Genomic DNA, 18724 nt, shown 5'->3' with positions numbered 1-18724 from the left:
GGGCGCTATCCCGCTCCGATCAGGTACAGCGTCAGCGGTATCGAGATAAGCCCCAGTCCCGTCTGCAATGTAATGATGACGGCCATGAGGTCGGCATCGCCGCCCATCTGCCGGGCGAGGACATAACTGGCCGTGGCGGTTGGCACGCTGGAGAAGACAACCACCGTTCCCATCGCGATTCCGTCGATTCCCGCGATCAGGCAGGCAACGAATGCGACTGCCGGCATGACGACGAAACGCAGTCCCGTCGCCAGCACGGCCAGGGCGACGCGGCTGCGGTCCAGCGTCAGGCGCAGCCCGGCCCCGGCGACCAGAAGCCCGATCAGCAACGAGGCATCCGCCATGATGTCGACCATCTGCCGGATGACCGGTGGCAGGCCGATAGCAGTGACATTCAGCAAAGCGCCGGCCAGAGTCGCAAGGATGAAGGGATTTCGCGCGATCGTCAGCGCGGTTCCGGCGAGCGTGGGGCTCTGTGCCGCGCCGTGGCGGGCAAGGGACCAGATCGACAGCACGTTGACGGTCGGCGGGATCACGGCGATCGGGACGGCAACAAGTGCGACGCCCTCGGGACCGAAGACGCCAGCGATCACCGGCAGGGCGATATAGACGTTGAAGCGGATCGTGCCCTGAACGACCGACGTATGGGCGGGTCCGGGAATGTCCAGAACGCGCCGCAATATCTCGCTCAGGGCAAAGCCGACCAGGATGGTGGCGACGACGGCACCGGCCATCGGCAGGATCGCCACGCCGCTGAGATCGGCGGTCGCGACGCTGCGCAGCAGCAGGGCCGGTATCAGCACCATGAAAGTCAGTTTTTCGGCCGCCGGCCAGAAAGCCTCGTCCAGAAATCGCACCCTGCGGAGCAGATTGCCGACGAACAGCATCAGGAATACCGGCAGTACGGCGAAAACGATCGTGGCCATCGCTCAGCCCCGCCCGCTGCGGCGCAGGGTTTGCCGCCAACGGGCAATTGAAAGCCGGAAACCGGCCATCACCGCCGGATTCCGTGGCGTAGGCTGAACGGGAAGACGACCGGCCGGCGGCTCGTCGGTAAGACAGGCAAGGCACGAGAGCATGACCGATACCGTGGTGAGTTCAGCGACGAAAGAGGTTGTCATCGGATTCGACCGGCCGTTCCGCGTGATCGGCGAACGGATCAATCCGACGGGACGCAAGCTCTTGTCTCAGGAGATGGCGGCTGGCGACTTCAGCCGTGTGGAGGCCGACACGCTAGCACAGGTCGAAGCGGGCGCCCATATGCTTGACGTCAATGCCGGCATTCCGCTGGCGGACGAACCGGCGATCCTGGCCAAGACCATTCAACTCGTCCAGTCGCTGACCGATCTGCCGCTCTCCATCGACAGCTCCGTGCTTGAGGCGCTTGCCGCCGGGCTGGAGGTTTACAAGGGCAAGCCGCTGCTGAATTCCGTGACCGGCGAGGAAGAGCGCCTGGAGGCGGTTCTGCCGCTGGTCAAGAAATACAATTGCGCGGTGGTCGCGATCTCCAACGACGAAACCGGAATCTCCGAGGATCCCGACGTTCGTTTTGCCGTGGCCCGCAAGATCGTGGAACATGCCGCCGATTATGGCATTCCGCGCTCTGATATCGTGGTCGATCCGCTCGTCATGCCGATCGGGGCGATCAACACTGCCGGGTTGCAAGTTTTCCAGCTCGTCCGTCGGCTGCGCGACGAACTGGGTGTCAATACGACCTGCGGCGCATCCAACATTTCGTTCGGGCTGCCGAACCGGCGCGGCATGAACATGGCCTTTCTGGCGATGGCGTCGGGCGCGGGCATGACGTCGGCGATCATGAACCCGCTGCACGAGGAAGACATGGTCGGCATCCGCGCCGCCGATGTCCTGAATGGCCGCGATCCGGACTGCAAGCGCTGGATCGGCAAGTACCGCGATCCCGCGACCGTTGCCGGCAGCGGGCGGAGCAATCGGGAAGGCCGCCGCCGCCGGGCCAGTTAGCTTCGGGCCAGTTGGGTTCGCAGCGTGAATGACGGCGTTCCGTGGTCGCGCCGGCCGGGATCGCGCCGGATTGGGAGTACCAGCCAATGACCGATGAAATGCATGCATATGCCGGCCGATCCGACGCACCGGCCGAGGCGCTGGTGGTGTTTCTGCCCTCCGGCCGCCGGGGCCGATTTGCGGTTGGAACGCCGGTTCTGACCGCTGCCCGGCGGCTGGGCGTGGATCTGGACAGCGTCTGCGGCGGCCGCTCGATCTGCGGTCGCTGTCAGATCGACGTCGCCGAGGGCAACTTTCCCAAACACGGCATCGTGTCCCGCGCCGACGCGTTGTCGCCGATCGACGTGGCCGAGCAGCGATACGCCCTTAAACGGGGACTCGCCAATGGCCGGCGTTTGTCCTGTCAGGCCCTGATCGGCGGCGATCTCGTCGTCGACGTACCGGCCGAAAGTCAGGTGCACAAGCAACTGGTGCGCAAGCGGGCCGAGGTCCGGGACATCAAGGTCGATCCCGAGGTCAAGCTGCACTACGTCGAAGTGCGCGAACCCGACATGCACGATCCTTCCGGCGATCTCAGGCGGCTGGAAATCGCGCTGGCCGAGCAATGGGACATTTCGGGCCTGCATTGCGACCTTCGCGTGCTTCAGACCCTGCAAAAGGCGCTGCGCGACGGCGATTGGCACGTTACCGTCGCCGTACGCGAGGGCATCCGCCTGCTGGCGGTGTGGCCGGGCTTCCGCGACAAGGCATACGGCATTGCGTTCGATATTGGCTCGACCACGATCGCGGCGCATCTGTGCGACCTTGAAACCGGCGAGGTTATCGCCGCGGGTGGCATCATGAACCCGCAGATCCGGTTCGGCGAAGACCTGATGAGCCGGGTTTCCTATGTCATGATGAATCCCGGTGGCCATACCAGGATGACAGAGGCTCTTTACGGCGCCCTCAACTCTCTGGTGGGGGATGTGACGGCGCAGGCCGGGATTGCGCCGTCGGAGGTGCTGGAGGCGACTTTTGTCGGCAATCCTATCATGCATCACCTGTTGCTGGGCATCGATCCGACCGAACTGGGCGGCGCACCCTTCGCGCTTGCCACCGACAGCGCGATCAACCTCTGGGCTCAGGAACTCGATCTCAAGATCAATCCCAATGCCCGTGTCTATGTGCTGCCGTGCATTGCCGGACATGTCGGTGCCGATACCGCAGCGGTTATTCTGTCCGAAGGGCCACATCTGAGCGACGAGGTGCGCCTGATCGTTGATGTCGGCACGAACGCGGAAATCGTGCTGGGCAACCGGCACCGGCTGATGGCGTGTTCCAGCCCGACCGGGCCGGCCTTTGAGGGCGCACAGATCAGCAGCGGCCAGCGGGCCGCCCCGGGCGCGATCGAGCGCATCCGCATCGACCCGGAATCGCTGGAGCCGCGATACAAGATCATCGGCAGCGATCTCTGGTCGGATGAGGCCGGCTTCGCCGATGCCGTTCGGCCGACGGGCATTACCGGCATCTGCGGTTCGGGCATCATCGAGGGGGTGGGCGAATTGTTTCTGTCCGGCATATTGCGGCCGGACGGAATCATCGATCCGGCGATGGCCGGACGGACTCCCCGCGTTGTCGCCGATGGCCGGACCTGCAGCTATGTCCTGTTCCCAGGTGACCTGATGTCGGGAGAAATCCGGATCACCCAGGGCGATATTCGCGCGATTCAGCTGGCCAAGGCTGCGCTTTACGCCGGTATCCGCCTGCTGATGGACCGTTTCGGCATCGACCGGGTGGACCGGATAACGCTGGCCGGCGCGTTCGGCAGCCATATTGATACTACGTATGCGATGGTGCTGGGCCTGATACCCGACTGCGATCCGGCCAAGGTGACCTCCGCCGGCAATGCCGCCGGTACGGGGGCAAGGATTGCGCTGGTCAATCGGCTGGCACGCCAGGAGATCGAGGCGCTCGTGCGAACGGTGGAAAAGGTCGAAACCGCCGTCGAGCCGCGATTCCAGGAGCATTTCGTCGACGCCATGGCGATTCCCCATCGCGTCGATCCGTTCCCGTCGCTGCGCGCGGCGATTTCCTTGCCATCGGCCCCCATCCCTGACGAGGGCGGCGGCGGCCGTCGCCGCGGACTGCGGCGGCGTGGGTCGTCAACAACCTCGCCGCTGGCGGCGGGGCCGCTTGCCGAATCGGCTGTCAATACCGGGCCGGAGCCGGGTTTTTCAGGCGCCGGTACTTCCGACGGCGGGGCCGGTATCGGGCTCGTCCCGTGATCGGAATGATGCGGTCGCTCCCCTGCTGCTATTGGTCCCGGTGATTGGCGACTGTTGCGGTTGCCGGGCAGGGGTGCGATACGTTACCAAACATGAGGGGCGTTCCCGTGATCGGGTCGTCCCTGGATGCCTACTTGCAGTGACCGGGAAAACCTTGATGACAATCAACAGTCATTCCGCCGCCCCATCCACTCGACTGGAGTCGGACGACGACGACGAGCGGAGCCGACCCTCGACCTATCAGGTCGAAAAACACCTTTTTGACGGGCGCAAGGTACTGATTGCAGGGCAGATCAATCAGAATGTTGCCCGCGACACGACCGCCCGGCTGCTGGCACTGGCCGAAGCGTCGAAGGATCCCATCCAGGTGATCGTTTCGTCGCCGGGCGGACACGTGGAATCCGGCGACATGATCCACGACATGATCCAGTTCATCGACGCCCCGGTCTATATCATCGGGTCAGGCTGGGTGGCGAGTGCCGGCGCGCTCATCTATGTGTCGGTGCCGACGGAGCGTCGTTTCTGCACCCCGAACACCCGTTTCCTGTTGCACCAGCCGTCCGGCGGTGCCGGCGGTCCGGCTGCCGACATCGAGATTCAGGCGCGCGAAATCATCAAGATGCGCGAGCGGCTGAACCGGATTTTTGCCAAGGCAACCGGCCAATCATTGGATCGTATCGCCAAGGATACCGACCGCGATTATTGGATGGGCGCTGAAGAGGCGATCAACTACGGTCTGGCCGGCAAAATCATCAACGTCCAGAGCGAAATCCGATAGGTTCGCGCGGCGTCGTTCTTACGATGCCGCACGGGATTGGGCACGGCCGCGTCGGCGGCCGCGCCCCGCGGGTGATTGCTCGTCTCCGCCCGGTTCCGCCTGCTCTGTAGCGGATGCCCCGATGGTTGCAATGGCTCCCAGTACCCGTTCGATTGTCGCATAGTCCGGCGATGGACCCGTCGGACGAGCGGCCAGAGTGCGCGCGATCGCCGCGATATGGGCTGGTGTCGTGCCGCAGCAGCCACCGATAATTCTGGCGCCGGCATCGCGGGCAAGACAGGCATAATCGCCCATGATTTCCGGACTGCCGGAATAGGAAAGCTGGCCGTCCTTGTAGACTGGAATGCCGCAATTGCCCTTGGCCACGATCGGCGTCGGCCCGGCTTGCCGAAGGGCGAGAACACTTTCCAGCAACTGGGCCGGCCCGATGCCGCAATTGGCGCCGAATGCCGCCGGGGCCGCACTCACACCACCGGCACCGGTGGCGGCAAGCGCGCTGGCCAGGGCGTCAGCCGGGGTGAGGCCCATCATCGTACGTCCATGGGTATCGAAGCTCATGGTCGCCACGACCGGCAGACCGATTTCCGCAGCGGCGGCCAATGCTGCCTGCAGTTCCTCACGCGACGAAATGGTTTCGATCCAGATAGCATCGACGCCCCCTTCGGCCAGAGCCACCATCTGCTCGGCGAATACGGCCGTGGCCTCGGCGATCGACAAGGCGCCCACGGGCGCCAGAATATCGCCCGTCGGACCGACGGAGCCGCAGACCGCTACTCGTTTGCCGGTGCGGGCGCGGGCATCATCGGCCACGCGCCGGCCGATGGCCGCCCCCACCCGATTGAAGTCGCCGACCCGGTCGGTAGCTTCGTGAAGCATCAGGCGGCGGCGGTTGGCCCCGAAGGTGTTGGTCAGGAACAGGTCACTTCCCGCCTCGACGAATCCGGCGTGGACGCTCGCCACCTTGTCAGGGTGGTCGATATTCCAGCGTTCCGGACAATCGCCCGTTTCGAGCCCGAGAGCGAACAGGCTGGTGCCCATGGCCCCGTCCGCAACCAGAACCGGCCGGGTTTCCAGAAGCTCGGAGAACAGTGACGACATCGGCAGGTACCCTTTCGCCGGAGTCAGGCAATATTTTGTGTCGGGGCCAGTGAGAGTTGCCGGCGAGAGGGATCAGTGAAGGGTCGCACCAATTCCGGTGTCGTCGGCGGTCCATGGGCTCGCCCACCGATCGGCCCCTTCGCCGGCCATCCAGGCTGCCGGCGCCGACTCCAGGCGGCAAAGGTCGCGGTCCCGCGCCGCGCGACGCTCGGCCGAATCGCCGGCGATGTCGCGGGCAATGCGGCGCCCGAGACCGACGGCCAGCCCGCAAGGTACCGGCGGGCAGGCTATCCCGGTATCGACCATCGGGTTCATCCCGCCAGCAAGGGCCGATTGAACCGACGGCTGCCCGCGGGTCGGCAGGGCGTTTACCAGACTGGACGTCGAGATACTGGCATGACCCAACTCCGGGAAGAGTTCCGCAGCGCGGGCGGCGAGAGCAAGTCCCTGGTCGCGCCCGTTCCGGCCGGTGACCGTTGCCGTTCCCAGAATGCCGAGGCAACTGTGACGCTGTCTGAGCGATAGGCCGCTTTCCCAGTGATGGACGGCCGGCAGCGTAACTTCGCGATCCGCCAGCCATTTCAGGCCGGGCAGGGGCGCCGTCTCGACGTAGAGGGCACGGGGCGGCTGACCGATTGGTCCCCGATTCAGTGGCTGTGGCGCGCCGTCGCCTGTCCAGACCACGAAGCGGGCATCGACGGCCCCTCGGCTGCTGTCGATTCGCCAGCCCCGGTCGGTCTGCTGAATGCTGTTGACGTCGACATCGCCGCGAAAGATGACGGCCGACTCCGCGTCGACGTTCCGTACCGGCGAGGCGGGTTCGATCGTGCGCTCGATCAGTCCCGCGCGCACGACATGCGGCCGGATGATGCCGTCGCCGGGAACAGACAAGGAGCCGGCGATCCGCGCAGGGTCGACCAGTGGCAGGCGCATGGCCGTTTCGGTCGCGGTGAGGATGACGACCTCGACTCCGGCGGCGGCGAGAACTGCCGCGCGGTTGGTGAGCGCGTCCATCCCGTCCGACGTGGTTGCAATCGTCAGACTGCCGACCCGGTCGAAGGCCGTTTCGCCACGGAACGACAGATCGCGACCGATCAGGTGGGATTCGCGCAGCAACGGCAAGTCGTCCTCGGCCGTGAGCGGCGCAAAGACGAAGCCGGGATCGATATCGGGGAACGGTACGGTGCCCGGAAGCTTCCGGCGGTCGAGAACGAGAATATCCTGCCAGCCGAACGACGCCAGGGTACCCGCGGTCGCGCAGCCTGTCGCCGTAGCGCCGACGATTGCGATGGTGACCGTGCTCTTCATAGCCCTCTCCCCCTAAGACACCGACTTGATCGGAGCCGCTGATCGAACAGGCGGCCCCGGATTCCAACCCCGTTCAGGTTGCCCCGGCCGCCCTTTGGGCGCGCACCGTGGCGACCCCGTATTCCCCGCCGGCATCGCACAGCCATTGCCACAGATAGGCGGCAAAGGACCGACGCACATGTATGTCGAATACCGGCGCACCGGTGCTGTCTTCCTGCCGGTGCAGGATGACGTCCGCCTTGGCGATCAGGCTCTGCGCGACGGCGCCGACCGGAAACCGGCTGTCGTGGATGTCGAGCGGCATCCCCTTTGCCAGTGTGTCACGGGCCCGGCCGCCCGCAAGGCGCAGCACGGTACTGTTCTCGGTTACGTCGACGACGGCGGCGTGGATGCCGTCGAAGGCATCCGACAGCGCTGGTGTCAGATTGCGTTCGACGCCCGGATCGGCTGTGATCAGCCATTCGTCCGGCCCCAGGTTCAAGGCGGCGACGGTGCCGTATGACCCCGTGGTGCCGACCGAGCTTAGCGGGTCAGTCGGCAGTACCATATCGAGGACCCGCCCGGCGGCAGCCATGAACTGGGCGTCCGACGGGCGGCCGCGCAGGCTGATCTTGGCGATATGCGGCCGCTCGGCCAGCGTGACGGCTGCGTCGGCCGCGCTTCCGACAGCGGCAACGTGGTCCAGTGGCGTGCGCCTTGACGACGGCGCCGCGGCGGACGGTGGGGTGGGACGCGATGCGTTCTCAAGCATGCTGACGCTCCCCTTCGGGATCGACGAATACGGGGCTGGTAACGGTGACCGGGATGGTCGTCCTGCCATCCGGCGCAACGGCATAAAGGGTTCGTCCCTGCATGTCGCGGCCTCCCGCGATCAGGGCCAGCGCGAACGAGCCGCCAACATTCGGGCTGTCATAGCTGGACGTCACATGGCCCAGCATGGGAACCGGCGGCGCGGGAAGGTCGGGCGATGCGACGATATGCGCCCCTTCCTCAAGCACGAGGCCACGGTCGGTCGGCAGCAGGCCGACGAGATGCTTGCGGTCGGGACGGATCGTGTCCGTTCGTGCCAGCGACCGCTTGCCGATATAGTCGGCGGCTTTTTTGCCGCTGATCCAGTCCATGCCCAGATCCGGCGGGGTGATCGTCCCGTCCGTTTCCTGGCCGACGATGATCAGACCCTTTTCGGCGCGCAGAACATGCATCGACTCCGTGCCATAGGGTGTCAGACCGTCTTCGGCGCCGGTTTCCATCAACGCCGTCCAGACGGCCAGTCCATAAGAGGCGGGGACGTTGATCTCGAACGACAGTTCCCCGGTAAAGCTGATCCGGAAGACCCGCGCCGGAACGCCGGCCACATGGCCATAGCGCACCGTCATGAACGGGAATGCCTCGGCCGACAGATCGATATCCGGACACAGGCGGGCCAGGATATCGCGGCTTTTCGGTCCGCCCAGCGTCATCACCGCCCATTGTTCGGTGACCGATGTCAGGAACACCTCCAGTGACGGCCACTCGGTCTGATGCCATTCCTCTAGCCACGACAGGACAGTCGCTGCACCACCGGTGGTCGTGGTCATGTGGAAGTGGTCGTCGGCCAGACGGGTCGTCACGCCGTCATCCTTGACCATGCCGTCCTCGCCCAGCATGAGGCCGTAGCGGGCACGGCCGACGCCGAGCTTCAGCCAGCCATTGGTATAGATGCGGTTCAGGAACTCCGCCGCATCGCGGCCCTGGATATCGATCTTGCCCAGGGTCGTGGCGTCGAGCAGACCGGCGCTGGATCGCACCGCGGCGCATTCCCGCTTGACCGCCGCATCCATGGTTTCTCCTGGTTTCGGATAGTACCAGGCCCGTTTCCACTGGCCGACATTTTCGAACATGGCGCCTTTGGCTGCGTGCCATTCATGAATCGGCGTGGTTCTGACCGGGTCATAGAGCGCCTTGACGCTGCGTCCGGCGATCGCGCCCAGGGTGACCGGCGTATAGGGCGGCCGGAACGTGGTGACCCCGACATCGGGAATGGTAGAGGCCATCGCCTCGGCGACGATTCCGAGCGCTGTGACGTTGCCGATCTTACCCTGGTCGGTACCCATACCGGTCGTGGTGTAGCGTTTTACATGTTCGACGGAACTGAACCCCTCGCGGATCGCCAGTTTCAGATCCTTGGCGGTGACATCGTTCTGCTGGTCCACGAAGGCCCGGACCCTGTGCGCGGGCCGTGGATTGGGCAACTGCCAGATCGTGCGCATCGGCGTGATCTCGCCGGCCAATCGATCACTGACCGCCGGATCGGATAGGGGCGGGGCGGGCGCGGCGATTCCGGCCGCAATGGCGCCTTGGGCGCCGGCGCGATGACCCTCGGCCAGACAGCCGGCAAGCGTCCAGGTGCCGGCGCAGCTGCCGGCGGACGCCGTGCCTTGGCCGGGACGGTCGGGGATGAAGGTGTCGTGTTCGGGGTCGAAGCCGAGGGTGCCGCGCGCTTGCGAGAACAGATGCACTGCCGGATTCCAGCCGCCGGAGACGGCCAGGATATCGGTGTCGATCCATCTGGGGCCGGGCCCGGTAACGCCGGAGCCGTCGGATGACAACGCCATCACGGCGACCCGCTTCAGCTTTGTTCGACCTTTTGTTTCCGTCACCGCATGCCCGGCGACGATCTCGATCCCGGCAGCGCGGGCGGCGTTCGGCAACGCGCCCCTGGGGCGGGGCCGGATGTCGACGACGGTGACGTCGGCACCGGCGCGGTCGGCATCCAGCGCGGTTCGATAGGCGCCGTCATTGTTGGCGAAAACCACGATCCGCTTGCCTGGGAGTACGGCATAGCGATTGATGTAGCTGCGAACCGACGCCGCCAGCATCACGCCGGGACGGTCGTTGCCGTGAAACACCATGGACCGTTCGATGGCGCCGGTTGCCAGCACCGTCCGCCGCGCTCGTACCTTCCACAGGCGCTGGCGGGGCATGGCAACCGGTCTGTTGGCGGGCGCCATGTGGTCCGTGACACGCTCCAGCAGGCCCAGGAAGTTATCCTGATAATAGCCGAAGCAGGTCGTGCGCGGCAGGATCGTGACTGTATCGTACGATGCGAGTTCGGCCACCGCCGACGCCACCCAGTCGGCGGCCGGGTTGCCGTCGAGGGTGATGCCGTCGGCCGGCTCGGAGAGCAGTGAACCGCCCGGTTCCGACTGCTCGTCGCACAGGATAACGCGTGCGCCGGTTCGTGCCGCGGCCAGGGCGGCTGAAATGCCTGCCGGACCGGCGCCGGCAACCAGCACGTCGCAGAAGTCGTAGCGCTGGTCGTAGCGGTCCGGATCGTCTTCGCGTGGGGATCGTCCGAGGCCGGCGGCCCGGCGAATGACGTATTCATAGCCCTTCCAGAAGGACGCCGGCCACATGAAGGTCTTGTAGTAGAAGCCGGCGGCAAACAGCGGATTCAGCACGTCGTTGACCGCGCTCACGTCCAGCCCCACCGACGGCCAGCAATTCTGACTCTCGGCTTCCATGCCCTCGTACAGGTCGGCCTGGGTGGCCCGTATGTTCGGATCCGTACGCGCGGCGCCGCGTCCGATCTGGACCAGGGCGTTGGGTTCCTCTGCGCCCGCGCTGACGATGCCGCGCGGGCGGTGATACTTGAAGCTGCGCGCGATCAGGTGAACGTCGTTGGCCAGCAACGCGGCGGCGAGCGTGTCGCCATGGTACCCATCGAGGGTCAGGCCGTTGAACCGGAACCGTACCGGGGAGGTGCGGTCGATGCGTCCGCCATCGGTCAGGCGGTTGGGCTGTGTCATCAGCGCAATCCTCCTTCCCGAAGCAGGGCGTCCTCGTCGCTTCCACCGTCATAGGCAGAGATATCGCCGGGATGGGCCGCAGTCACTTCTGCTGCCGGTGGATTATTGTCGCCGAACTGGGGCGGTGCTTCGGCCGCGCCATAGGCCTTCAGCGTGGTGTCGCTGGCGGTGTCGCGGGCCAGATGGAACCAGCGCCGACAGCCATGAATATGCACCCACCGTTCAAAATGCACGCCACGTGGATTCTTGCGCATGAAGACGTAATCCGCCCATTCGGCGTCGGTCAGCGCCGCCGGATCGTCCGGACGCCTGATATGCCCTTCGCCGGCGGCCTTGAACTCCGACTGCTCGCGCTCGCCACACCAGGGACAGGAGATCTGGAACATGGGCGGGATCCTCCGTGGATCGTGTGGTTTTTGCATCAACCGGTCGAAACGGCCTTCGTTCCAGCCGGACATTGTTTCAGTGTGCCACTGCGGCCGCGCCGTGTTCCGCGACCAGGGCGCCGGACGAAAATCGTTCCAGCGTGTAGGGCGCGCAAAGGGCGTTCGGACGGCCATTGGCCACCAGATCGGCAAATACATGGCCCGAACCCGGCGTCGCCTTGAATCCGCCGGTACCCCAGCCGCAGTTGAAGTAGAGGCCGTCGACCGGTGTTCGCGATATGATGGCGCTGGCATCGGGCGATATGTCGACGATGCCGCCCCATTGGCGCATCATTCTCAGGCGCGAGAAGATCGGAAACAGTTCGACTACCGCAGCGACCGTCGTTTCCACGACGTCGAAGCCACCGCGCTGGGTATAGGACAGGTGGTGGTCGATACCGGCGCCAATCACCAGTTCGCCCTTGTCGGACTGGCTGACATAGGCGTGAACGGCATTGGACATGACGACGGTATCGATGATCGGCTTGACCGGCTCGGAAACCAGCGCCTGCAGGGGATGGCTTTCCAGCGGCAATCTGATGCCCGCCATATCCGCGATCAGCGAGGAATGGCCCGAGGCGACCACGCCGACCTTTGGTGTGCGGATCGATCCACGGGTGGTCCGGATGCCGGTGATGCGCCCCTGGTCGAAATCGAATCCGGTCAATTCGCAGTTCTGGATGATGTCGACGCCCATGGCGTCGGCGCCGCGCGCATAGCCCCAGGCGACGGCGTCATGGCGAGCCGTACCCGCGCGGCGTTGCAGCGTCGAGCCGTAAACCGGATAGCGGATGCCGGGGTCGCCATTCAGGACAGGGCAGAAAGCCAGGGCGGCATCCCGGTCGAGCCATTCGGCATCGATGCCGTTCAACTGATTGGCACGGGTACGCCGGATCAGGTCGCGCGCTTCATGCTGGTCGTGAGCCAGATTCATCACGCCGCGCTGGCTGAACATGACGTTATAGTTCAGCTCCGCCGACAGCCCTTCCCAAAGTTTCAGCGCGTGCTCGTAGAGATGAGCGGACGCGTCGAACAGGTAGTTCGACCGGACGATGGTAGTGTTGCGGCCGGTATTTCCGCCGCCGAGCCAGCCTTTCTCGATGACGGCGATGTTGGTCAGGCCGTGTTCCCTGGCCATGTAATAGGCCGTGGCCAGCCCATGTCCGCCCCCGCCGATAATGACGGCGTCGTAATAGGGCTTGGGGTCCGGCGAACGCCAGACCTTGTGCCAGTCCTTGTGCCCGGTCAGCGCATTTCGGGCCAACGAGAAAATTGAATACCGCTTCACCGCACCGCACCCCGACCCAATGGCACCACGTAGCCTGCAGAGGCGGGCGCGCGACCCGCTTCTGCATCAAGGGTGGAACGGACGGTGTGCCGCCGCAATTCCGCAAGCGACACGCGTCATGCCGTTAACGCCGCATTTGCGACAGGCCCCGTTCGGGCACGCCGGGGTTGGGACCCTGAGTTACAGAAGGTGGCGATTCAGGAATTCCAACGTCCGTTCCCGCGCCAGTTTTGCCGCATCGGGAACGAAGTCGTCGCGTTCAGTGCAATTGAATCCATGGCCCGCGTCGTAGACGTGCAATTCGACGGAGGGTTGAGCGGCGAGGATCGCGGAGCGGTCGGCTTCCGGGATATGGGCATCGTGTTCGCCAAAATGCATCTGAACGGGGCAGGTCGGTGTCCGGTCGCTGAACTGGGCGATCTGACCGCCGTAGTAGCAGACCGCGGCTGCAGGTTTCAGATCGGCGGCGGCCAGCCAGGCGAGCGAGCCGCCCCAGCAGTAGCCGATAACGCCGATTGGCCCGTTGCGGGTTGTGGCGCGGCACCAGTCCACGGCCGCGGCTACATCGCGCATGGCCGTTTCCCACGGCACCTGCTGGCGCAATTCGCGGCCCCTGGCGATACCGTCGGGGTCGTATCCCAGTTCGATATCCGGCCCGATCCGGTCGAAAAGGGCCGGCGCCACCGCAACGAAGCCTTCGGCCGCATAGCTTTCGACTACGGCCTTTATGTGCCCATTGACGCCGAAAATCTCCTGGCAGATGACCAGGGCAGCTTTCGCTGGCTGGTCCGGTTCAGCGATATGCAGCGTCAGCCCGTGGCCGTCCACCGCCGTGATCGTTTCAATGCGCTTTTTGGGCATGTATCGGGCCTCGTTTGCCGGGCGACGGGGGTCGAAGAATTGTCGGCCGTGCTCAGGTCCGGAAGGCCGACCGATCACACATTGAACCGGAAGTGGAACACATCCCCGTCGCGGACCACGTATTCCTTGCCTTCCTGGCGCATTTTTCCGGCCTCTTTGGCGCCCTGTTCGCCGCCCAGAGCGACATAGCTGTCGTAGTCGATCGTTTCGGCCCGGATGAATCCGCGCTGAAAATCGGTATGGATCGCGCCCGCGGCTTCCGGCGCCGTCGCCCCCACGCGAACCGTCCAGGCCCGGGCCTCTTTCGGTCCGACAGTGAAGAATGTCAGCAGACCGAGAAGACGGTACCCTGCTCTGATGACCTTGTTAAGCCCAGGCTCTTCGAGACCGATGCTTTCTAGAAAGCCCTGCTTCTCTTCGGCATCGGTAATCTGGGCCAGTTCCGCCTCGATCGCTGCGGATATGACTACGGCCTCGGCGCCCTTTTCGCGCGCCATGGCTTTCACGGCCTCGCTATGGGCGTTGCCAGTGGCCGCTTCATCCTCGCCGACATTGCACACGTAGAGAACCGGTTTGGCGCTGAGCAGGTGCAACTGATCGAACGTTGTGCGTTCATCCGGGGACAGATTGGCCAGGACGGATCGCGCGGGCCGGCCATCCTGCAATGCCGGCAATATCTTGCCGATCAGTTCGAGCTGGGCTTTGGATTCCTTGTCGCCGGTCTTTGCCCTTTTCGACAGCGTCTGGGACCGGCGCTCAAGGCCGTCCATGTCGGCCATGACCAATTCGATGTCGACGGTTTCGGCGTCGCGCACCGGGTCGACCGACCCGTCGACGTGGGTCACGTCGCCCTCGAAACACCGCAGCACGTGAAGGACGGCGTCAGTTTCCCGGATGTTGCCGAGGAACTGGTTGCCCAGGCCCTCGCCCCTCGACGCGCCCTTGACCAGGCCCGCGATATCCACGAATTCGAGCTGGGTCGGAATGACCTTGGCCGATTTCGCCAGCCTCGCCAGTTCGTCCAGTCTACCGTCCGGGACGCCGACCCGGCCGGTATTGGGCTCGATCGTGCAGAACGGATAATTCGCGGCCTCGGCCGCCTGGGTCGAGGTCAGGGCGTTGAAAAGGGTGGATTTGCCGACATTCGGCAGTCCGACGATCCCGCAATTGAAGCCCATGACGGTCTGGTTCCCTTCTGGCTGTGCCCCTGGTCGCCGTCATGCGTCGGGGCGGGATGTGTGCAAAACGCGGGAGCCCCTGGCGGGCGGATCACTCAGCGCGGGTCTTCTGCGCCACTTGCGTCATGAATTTGTCCGGCGCGCCGTCGACGAGATGGGGCGCGGCATCGGCCATGGCTTCCAGCAACGGGTCGAGCCAGTCTTCGTCGCGCCCCGCGAAGTTGGAGAGGACATAACCGGTGACCCGATCCTTGTCGCCCGGGTGCCCGATGCCGATACGCACCCGCCAATATTCCGGCCCGATATGCTGGTCGATCGATCTCAGCCCGTTGTGACCGCCCGCACCGCCGCCACGCTTGACGCGGACCTTTCCGGGCGCAAGGTCGAGATCGTCGTAAAAAACGATCACATCACCCGGCGGTACCTTGTAAAAGCGGATCGCCTCGCCGACAGCCTGTCCTGAACGGTTCATGAATGTCTGCGGCTTCAGGGCGATGATCTTCGTATCGCCGATTCGGCCTTCCGCCAACAGAGCGTTGAACTTCTGTTTGAACGGAGAAAATCGGTGGCGTTCGGCAATGTCGTCAAGGGCCATGAAGCCGATGTTATGCCGGTTATAGGCGTATTGGTTGCCCGGATTGCCCAGCCCGACCATCACGATCATGGCTCTATCCCCTTCAAGCGGCTACCGCGACGACCCGCCGGCGTTCCCGCAGGCACAAATGGAGTCGCAACCGGCAACGGCATACCCGAAAGCCGGTCCGAAACGTACCAGCCAACGGGGGTCGACTCCCGGTGGCCGGCACGGATGGGGCAGCAGCAGCTTCTGCCTACTCTTCCTTGGTCTCGGCTTCCTCGGCCACTTCTGCACCGGTTTCTTCGCCGGTGTCCGCGCCTTCGGACTTCATCGCCGACGGCGCGGTCATCGTTGCGACGGTGAAGTCACGGTCGGTGATGTTGGGCGTGACGCCGCGCGGCAGCTTGACCTGAGAAATGTGGATGCTGTCGCCGACATTGACGCCCGTCAGATCGATCTCGATCGTGTCGGGAATGCTGTCGGCCCGGCAGTCGACCTCGATCTCGTGGCGGACAACGTTCAGGACGCCGCCTTCCTGAATGCCGGGGCAGTCGTCTTCATTGATGAATGCAACCGGCACATTCATGGTGACGCTGGTCCGGTCGCTGACGCGCAGGAAATCCACATGGATCGGGAACTCGGTCACGACATCGACCTGAAGGGCCCGGATAAGGGTGTGGTGGGGCGTGCCGTTGACCATGACATCGTAGAGATGCGTGGCATAGTGAGGATCGCGGGTGATCCTGAAGAGTTCGAGTTCATCGACATTGATGACGACAGGCTGCTGCTTGTTCCCGTAGATGACGCCCGGAATTTTCTTCTCGCGGCGTGCCTGACGGGCTGCCCCCTTACCGGCCCGTTCGCGCAGCTGTGCATCGATTTTGATTGCTTCGGCCATAGATCCGTTCTCTCCTGACAAACGACGAAAAAGGGCGTCGACCTCCAGGGGTGTCGACGCCGCTTAAATACGCGGGGGCCGAAACGGCTCCCGCGCTCGGGGGTCTATAGCAGGCGATGGCGGTTCGTTCAACGTTCAAGCTGTCCGGGGTTCAAGCTGTCCGGGGTTCAAGCTGTCCGGGCTGTCGCCCCCTTGTCTTGACCATCCATCGCTGGTGGTTCAGTCGAACAGGCTGGAGACCGACTGCTCGCTGCTGATCCGGAACATCGCCTCGCCGATCAGCGGCGCGATCGTCAACTGCCGGATATTGTGGCTGACCCGAACTGCTTCGGTGGCAAGAATGCTGTCCGTCGTGACCAGTTCCTTCATCGGAGATGCCGTGATACGGGCCACGGCGCCGCCGGAAAGGACGCCATGGGTCACATAGGCGCTGACCGATGTTGCGCCGGCCTCGGTCAGAGCAACGGCGGCGTTGCACAGCGTACCGGCACTATCGACGATATCGTCGACAAGGATGCAATCCCGCCCCCGCACATCGCCGATGATGTTCATGACTTCGGAGACCCCGGCGCGTTCCCGCCGCTTGTCGATGATCGCCAGATCGGCGTCGAGCCGTTTGGCCATGCCGCGGGCCCTGACCACGCCGCCGACATCGGGCGAGACGATTACCAGACCGTCGGGATCGTAACGCTCCTTGATGTCCTTCACGAAAACGGGTGCGGCGTAGAGATTGTCCACGGGGATATCGAAAAAGCCCTGGATCTGGCTGGCATGAAGGTCGAGCGTCAGCACACGGTCGGCGCCGGCGTTGGTCAGCAGGTTGGCGACCAGCTTTGCGGAAATCGGCGTGCGGGGGCCGGTTTTTCGATCCTGCCGGGCATAGCCGTAATACGGCATGACAGCCGTGATCCGCTGTGCCGATCCGCGCCGGAGAGCGTCGATTGCGACCAGCAGTTCCATGAGGTTGTCGTTTGCCGGATAGCAGGTCGACTGGATGACAAAAACGTCTTCCCCGCGAACGTTTTCCAGGATCTCGACGAAGACTTCCATGTCGGCAAAACGTCTGATCGACGCCTTTGTCAACGTGTCTTGCAAATAGGTGGAAATGGCCTCGCTCAGCGGGCGGTTGCTGTTACAGGCGAGGATTTTCATTGGCGGCTAACCTTTTGGGGACGACGATGCGGGCCCTGGTCTGGAGAGCCGGAAGGAGTATCACCCATGGAATTCGAGCTTCCTGCCGACCTCAAAATCGGGCGCGTGGAGGGTGGAGGTCCTATAACAGCCGGTCCCCGTCTTGTAAACGCTGAAGGGGGGCGATTATCCCGATTTGTGACGGTCGGATGACAATGGACGTCGACCTTCTGCCGGGGGCACGGCATCTGACGCGCAGGGCAGCTATCGGCCGATTCCGATCACGGCGATCTGGCGACCGTAGTCGGCTATCCCCTCAAGTGTGCCTCGGCGATAGCTGTAGTAGTCATCGGGATTTGCCAGTGTATCCACGGCCAGATCGCCGACCGAGCCAATGCCTGCCGCCTGCAGGCGAGTGATGACATAGCCCGGCAGATCGAAATGATGGTGGCCCGGCCGCCCCTGAACAAAGAAGCGGCTGTTCGTGGCGTCGGCATCGGTGAATCTGGTCACAAACGCCTCGTCCACCTCGTAGGAAGATTGGGCGATCGACGGACCGACGGCCGCACGCAGGCTATCGGGCGCAGCGCCCCGGCGCAGCATCGACTCGATCGCGGCCTCGGCGATACCGGCCAGCGCGCCTTTCCAGCCGGCATGCGCCGCGCCGACGATCGGGTCGCCGGTGTCCGCCAATTGACCGGCAAACAGAATTGGAACGCAGTCGGCCGTGAGAATGCCGATCGCGATCCCGGGCGCCGCGGTTACGATCGCGTCGGCGCGAGGCGGTTTGGCGAAATCCCATGTACCGGGGCTGGCAGCGTCGGCGACATGGACGTCGTTTCCGTGGACCTGATGGACTGTCAGGACGTCCGCTGCGGCAAGGCCGACCGAGGTCGCCGTCCGGTGCCGGTTCCGGTGGACGAGCGCGCGATCGTCATTCGATCCGTATCCACAATTCAACGAGGCGTAGCGACCGGCGGATACGCCGCCACGGCGGCCGAAGAATGCATGACGCACACCGCCGATAGCCGAAAGTGACGGCGAGGTCAGCGACGGCGGGACCGATGAGTCGGCACGCGGTTCGCGGGCGTTCGGCGTGTCGAACCGGGACTGCAGTGTCATGATCGTGACTTCATCGGGTTTCGGTTCC

The 18724-nt window shown here is 64.4% G+C and carries 16 protein-coding genes; 3 read left to right on the top strand and 13 right to left on the bottom strand.

The genetic code is table 11. The features are described 5' to 3' along the window. Window positions 1-5: 5 nt before the first annotated feature. Window positions 6-926 (bottom strand): AEC family transporter, encoded by a 921-nt coding sequence (locus ABZ728_RS08960; RefSeq protein ID WP_366655764.1) that lies wholly within the window; start codon window positions 924-926, stop codon window positions 6-8. A gap of 151 nt (window positions 927-1077) precedes the next feature. Between ABZ728_RS08960 and ABZ728_RS08955 the strand changes: the two genes are divergently transcribed. The 3 genes from ABZ728_RS08955 to ABZ728_RS08945 all read left to right on the top strand — a co-directional run bounded on the left by ABZ728_RS08955 (window position 1078) and on the right by ABZ728_RS08945 (window position 5022). After that, window positions 1078-1980 (top strand): methyltetrahydrofolate cobalamin methyltransferase, encoded by a 903-nt coding sequence (locus tag ABZ728_RS08955; protein ID WP_366655763.1) that lies wholly within the window; start codon window positions 1078-1080, stop codon window positions 1978-1980. Window positions 1981-2066: 86 nt separating this feature from the next. Next, on the top strand, window positions 2067-4244 hold the full coding sequence (locus ABZ728_RS08950) for an ASKHA domain-containing protein (protein ID WP_366655762.1): 2178 nt from the start codon (window positions 2067-2069) through the stop codon (window positions 4242-4244). A gap of 157 nt (window positions 4245-4401) precedes the next feature. Further along, complete coding sequence (locus ABZ728_RS08945) at window positions 4402-5022, top strand: ATP-dependent Clp protease proteolytic subunit (protein WP_366655761.1); 621 nt, start codon at window positions 4402-4404, stop codon at window positions 5020-5022. 18 nt (window positions 5023-5040) lie between these two features. On the opposite strand, the gene bmt is transcribed toward ABZ728_RS08945, so the two are convergent. The 12 genes from bmt to pgeF all read right to left on the bottom strand — a co-directional run bounded on the left by bmt (window position 5041) and on the right by pgeF (window position 18696). Next, complete coding sequence (gene bmt / locus ABZ728_RS08940) at window positions 5041-6120, bottom strand: betaine--homocysteine S-methyltransferase (protein WP_366655760.1); 1080 nt, start codon at window positions 6118-6120, stop codon at window positions 5041-5043. 72 nt (window positions 6121-6192) lie between these two features. After that, window positions 6193-7428 carry an FAD-dependent oxidoreductase gene (locus ABZ728_RS08935; RefSeq protein ID WP_366655759.1) on the bottom strand — a complete coding sequence of 412 codons (1236 nt, stop codon included), beginning with the start codon at window positions 7426-7428 and terminating at the stop codon, window positions 6193-6195. A gap of 73 nt (window positions 7429-7501) precedes the next feature. Continuing rightward, a complete protein-coding gene (locus ABZ728_RS08930) occupies window positions 7502-8179 on the bottom strand; it encodes a sarcosine oxidase subunit gamma family protein (protein WP_366655758.1) in 678 nt (225 codons plus the stop codon). After that, window positions 8172-11216 (bottom strand): sarcosine oxidase subunit alpha family protein, encoded by a 3045-nt coding sequence (locus tag ABZ728_RS08925; protein WP_366655757.1) that lies wholly within the window; start codon window positions 11214-11216, stop codon window positions 8172-8174. The genes ABZ728_RS08930 and ABZ728_RS08925 overlap by 8 nt, the downstream gene beginning before the upstream one ends. Next, entirely contained in the window at window positions 11216-11602 is a 387-nt protein-coding gene (locus ABZ728_RS08920) for a sarcosine oxidase subunit delta (RefSeq protein ID WP_366655756.1), read from the bottom strand. Before ABZ728_RS08920 ends, ABZ728_RS08925 begins: the two co-directional genes overlap by 1 nt. Before the next feature lie 76 nt (window positions 11603-11678). After that, on the bottom strand, window positions 11679-12929 hold the full coding sequence (locus tag ABZ728_RS08915) for a sarcosine oxidase subunit beta family protein (RefSeq protein WP_366655755.1): 1251 nt from the start codon (window positions 12927-12929) through the stop codon (window positions 11679-11681). A gap of 180 nt (window positions 12930-13109) precedes the next feature. Beyond that, window positions 13110-13790, bottom strand: coding sequence for a dienelactone hydrolase family protein (locus ABZ728_RS08910; RefSeq protein WP_366655754.1), 681 nt, complete (start codon window positions 13788-13790; stop codon window positions 13110-13112). Between the two features lie 74 nt (window positions 13791-13864). After that, a complete protein-coding gene (gene ychF / locus ABZ728_RS08905) occupies window positions 13865-14968 on the bottom strand; it encodes a redox-regulated ATPase YchF (protein ID WP_366655753.1) in 1104 nt (367 codons plus the stop codon). A gap of 91 nt (window positions 14969-15059) precedes the next feature. Next, a complete protein-coding gene (pth, locus tag ABZ728_RS08900) occupies window positions 15060-15632 on the bottom strand; it encodes an aminoacyl-tRNA hydrolase (protein WP_366655752.1) in 573 nt (190 codons plus the stop codon). A 166-nt stretch (window positions 15633-15798) separates the two neighbouring features. Beyond that, entirely contained in the window at window positions 15799-16443 is a 645-nt protein-coding gene (locus ABZ728_RS08895) for a 50S ribosomal protein L25/general stress protein Ctc (RefSeq protein WP_366655751.1), read from the bottom strand. 219 nt (window positions 16444-16662) lie between these two features. Beyond that, the gene (locus tag ABZ728_RS08890; protein WP_366655750.1) at window positions 16663-17595 is read right to left on the bottom strand and encodes a ribose-phosphate pyrophosphokinase; all 933 of its coding nucleotides are present in this window, start codon (window positions 17593-17595) and stop codon (window positions 16663-16665) included. A gap of 243 nt (window positions 17596-17838) precedes the next feature. Further along, window positions 17839-18696, bottom strand: coding sequence for a peptidoglycan editing factor PgeF (gene pgeF, locus ABZ728_RS08885; RefSeq protein ID WP_366655749.1), 858 nt, complete (start codon window positions 18694-18696; stop codon window positions 17839-17841). Between the last annotated feature and the right edge of the window lie 28 nt (window positions 18697-18724).

This window comes from Fodinicurvata sp. EGI_FJ10296, from assembly GCF_040712075.1.
Taxonomy (GTDB): domain Bacteria; phylum Pseudomonadota; class Alphaproteobacteria; order DSM-16000; family Inquilinaceae; genus JBFCVL01.
The sequence above is the reverse complement of the archived record's forward strand: the minus strand, read 5'-3'. Positions and strand labels throughout refer to the sequence as shown.

Bases quoted from the DNA above. Each gene is read 5' to 3' on its own strand.
- ABZ728_RS08960 (WP_366655764.1), bottom strand. From the start codon at position 926: ATGGCCACGATCGTTTTCGCCGTACTGCCGGTATTCCTGATGCTGTTC.
- ABZ728_RS08955 (WP_366655763.1), top strand. From the start codon at position 1,078: ATGACCGATACCGTGGTGAGTTCAGCGACGAAAGAGGTTGTCATCGGA.
- ABZ728_RS08950 (WP_366655762.1), top strand. From the start codon at position 2,067: ATGACCGATGAAATGCATGCATATGCCGGCCGATCCGACGCACCGGCC.
- ABZ728_RS08945 (WP_366655761.1), top strand. From the start codon at position 4,402: ATGACAATCAACAGTCATTCCGCCGCCCCATCCACTCGACTGGAGTCG.
- bmt (WP_366655760.1), bottom strand. From the start codon at position 6,120: ATGTCGTCACTGTTCTCCGAGCTTCTGGAAACCCGGCCGGTTCTGGTT.
- ABZ728_RS08935 (WP_366655759.1), bottom strand. From the start codon at position 7,428: ATGAAGAGCACGGTCACCATCGCAATCGTCGGCGCTACGGCGACAGGC.
- ABZ728_RS08930 (WP_366655758.1), bottom strand. From the start codon at position 8,179: ATGCTTGAGAACGCATCGCGTCCCACCCCACCGTCCGCCGCGGCGCCG.
- ABZ728_RS08925 (WP_366655757.1), bottom strand. From the start codon at position 11,216: ATGACACAGCCCAACCGCCTGACCGATGGCGGACGCATCGACCGCACC.
- ABZ728_RS08920 (WP_366655756.1), bottom strand. From the start codon at position 11,602: ATGTTCCAGATCTCCTGTCCCTGGTGTGGCGAGCGCGAGCAGTCGGAG.
- ABZ728_RS08910 (WP_366655754.1), bottom strand. From the start codon at position 13,790: ATGCCCAAAAAGCGCATTGAAACGATCACGGCGGTGGACGGCCACGGG.
- ychF (WP_366655753.1), bottom strand. From the start codon at position 14,968: ATGGGCTTCAATTGCGGGATCGTCGGACTGCCGAATGTCGGCAAATCC.
- pth (WP_366655752.1), bottom strand. From the start codon at position 15,632: ATGATCGTGATGGTCGGGCTGGGCAATCCGGGCAACCAATACGCCTAT.
- ABZ728_RS08895 (WP_366655751.1), bottom strand. From the start codon at position 16,443: ATGGCCGAAGCAATCAAAATCGATGCACAGCTGCGCGAACGGGCCGGT.
- ABZ728_RS08890 (WP_366655750.1), bottom strand. From the start codon at position 17,595: ATGAAAATCCTCGCCTGTAACAGCAACCGCCCGCTGAGCGAGGCCATT.
- pgeF (WP_366655749.1), bottom strand. From the start codon at position 18,696: ATGACACTGCAGTCCCGGTTCGACACGCCGAACGCCCGCGAACCGCGT.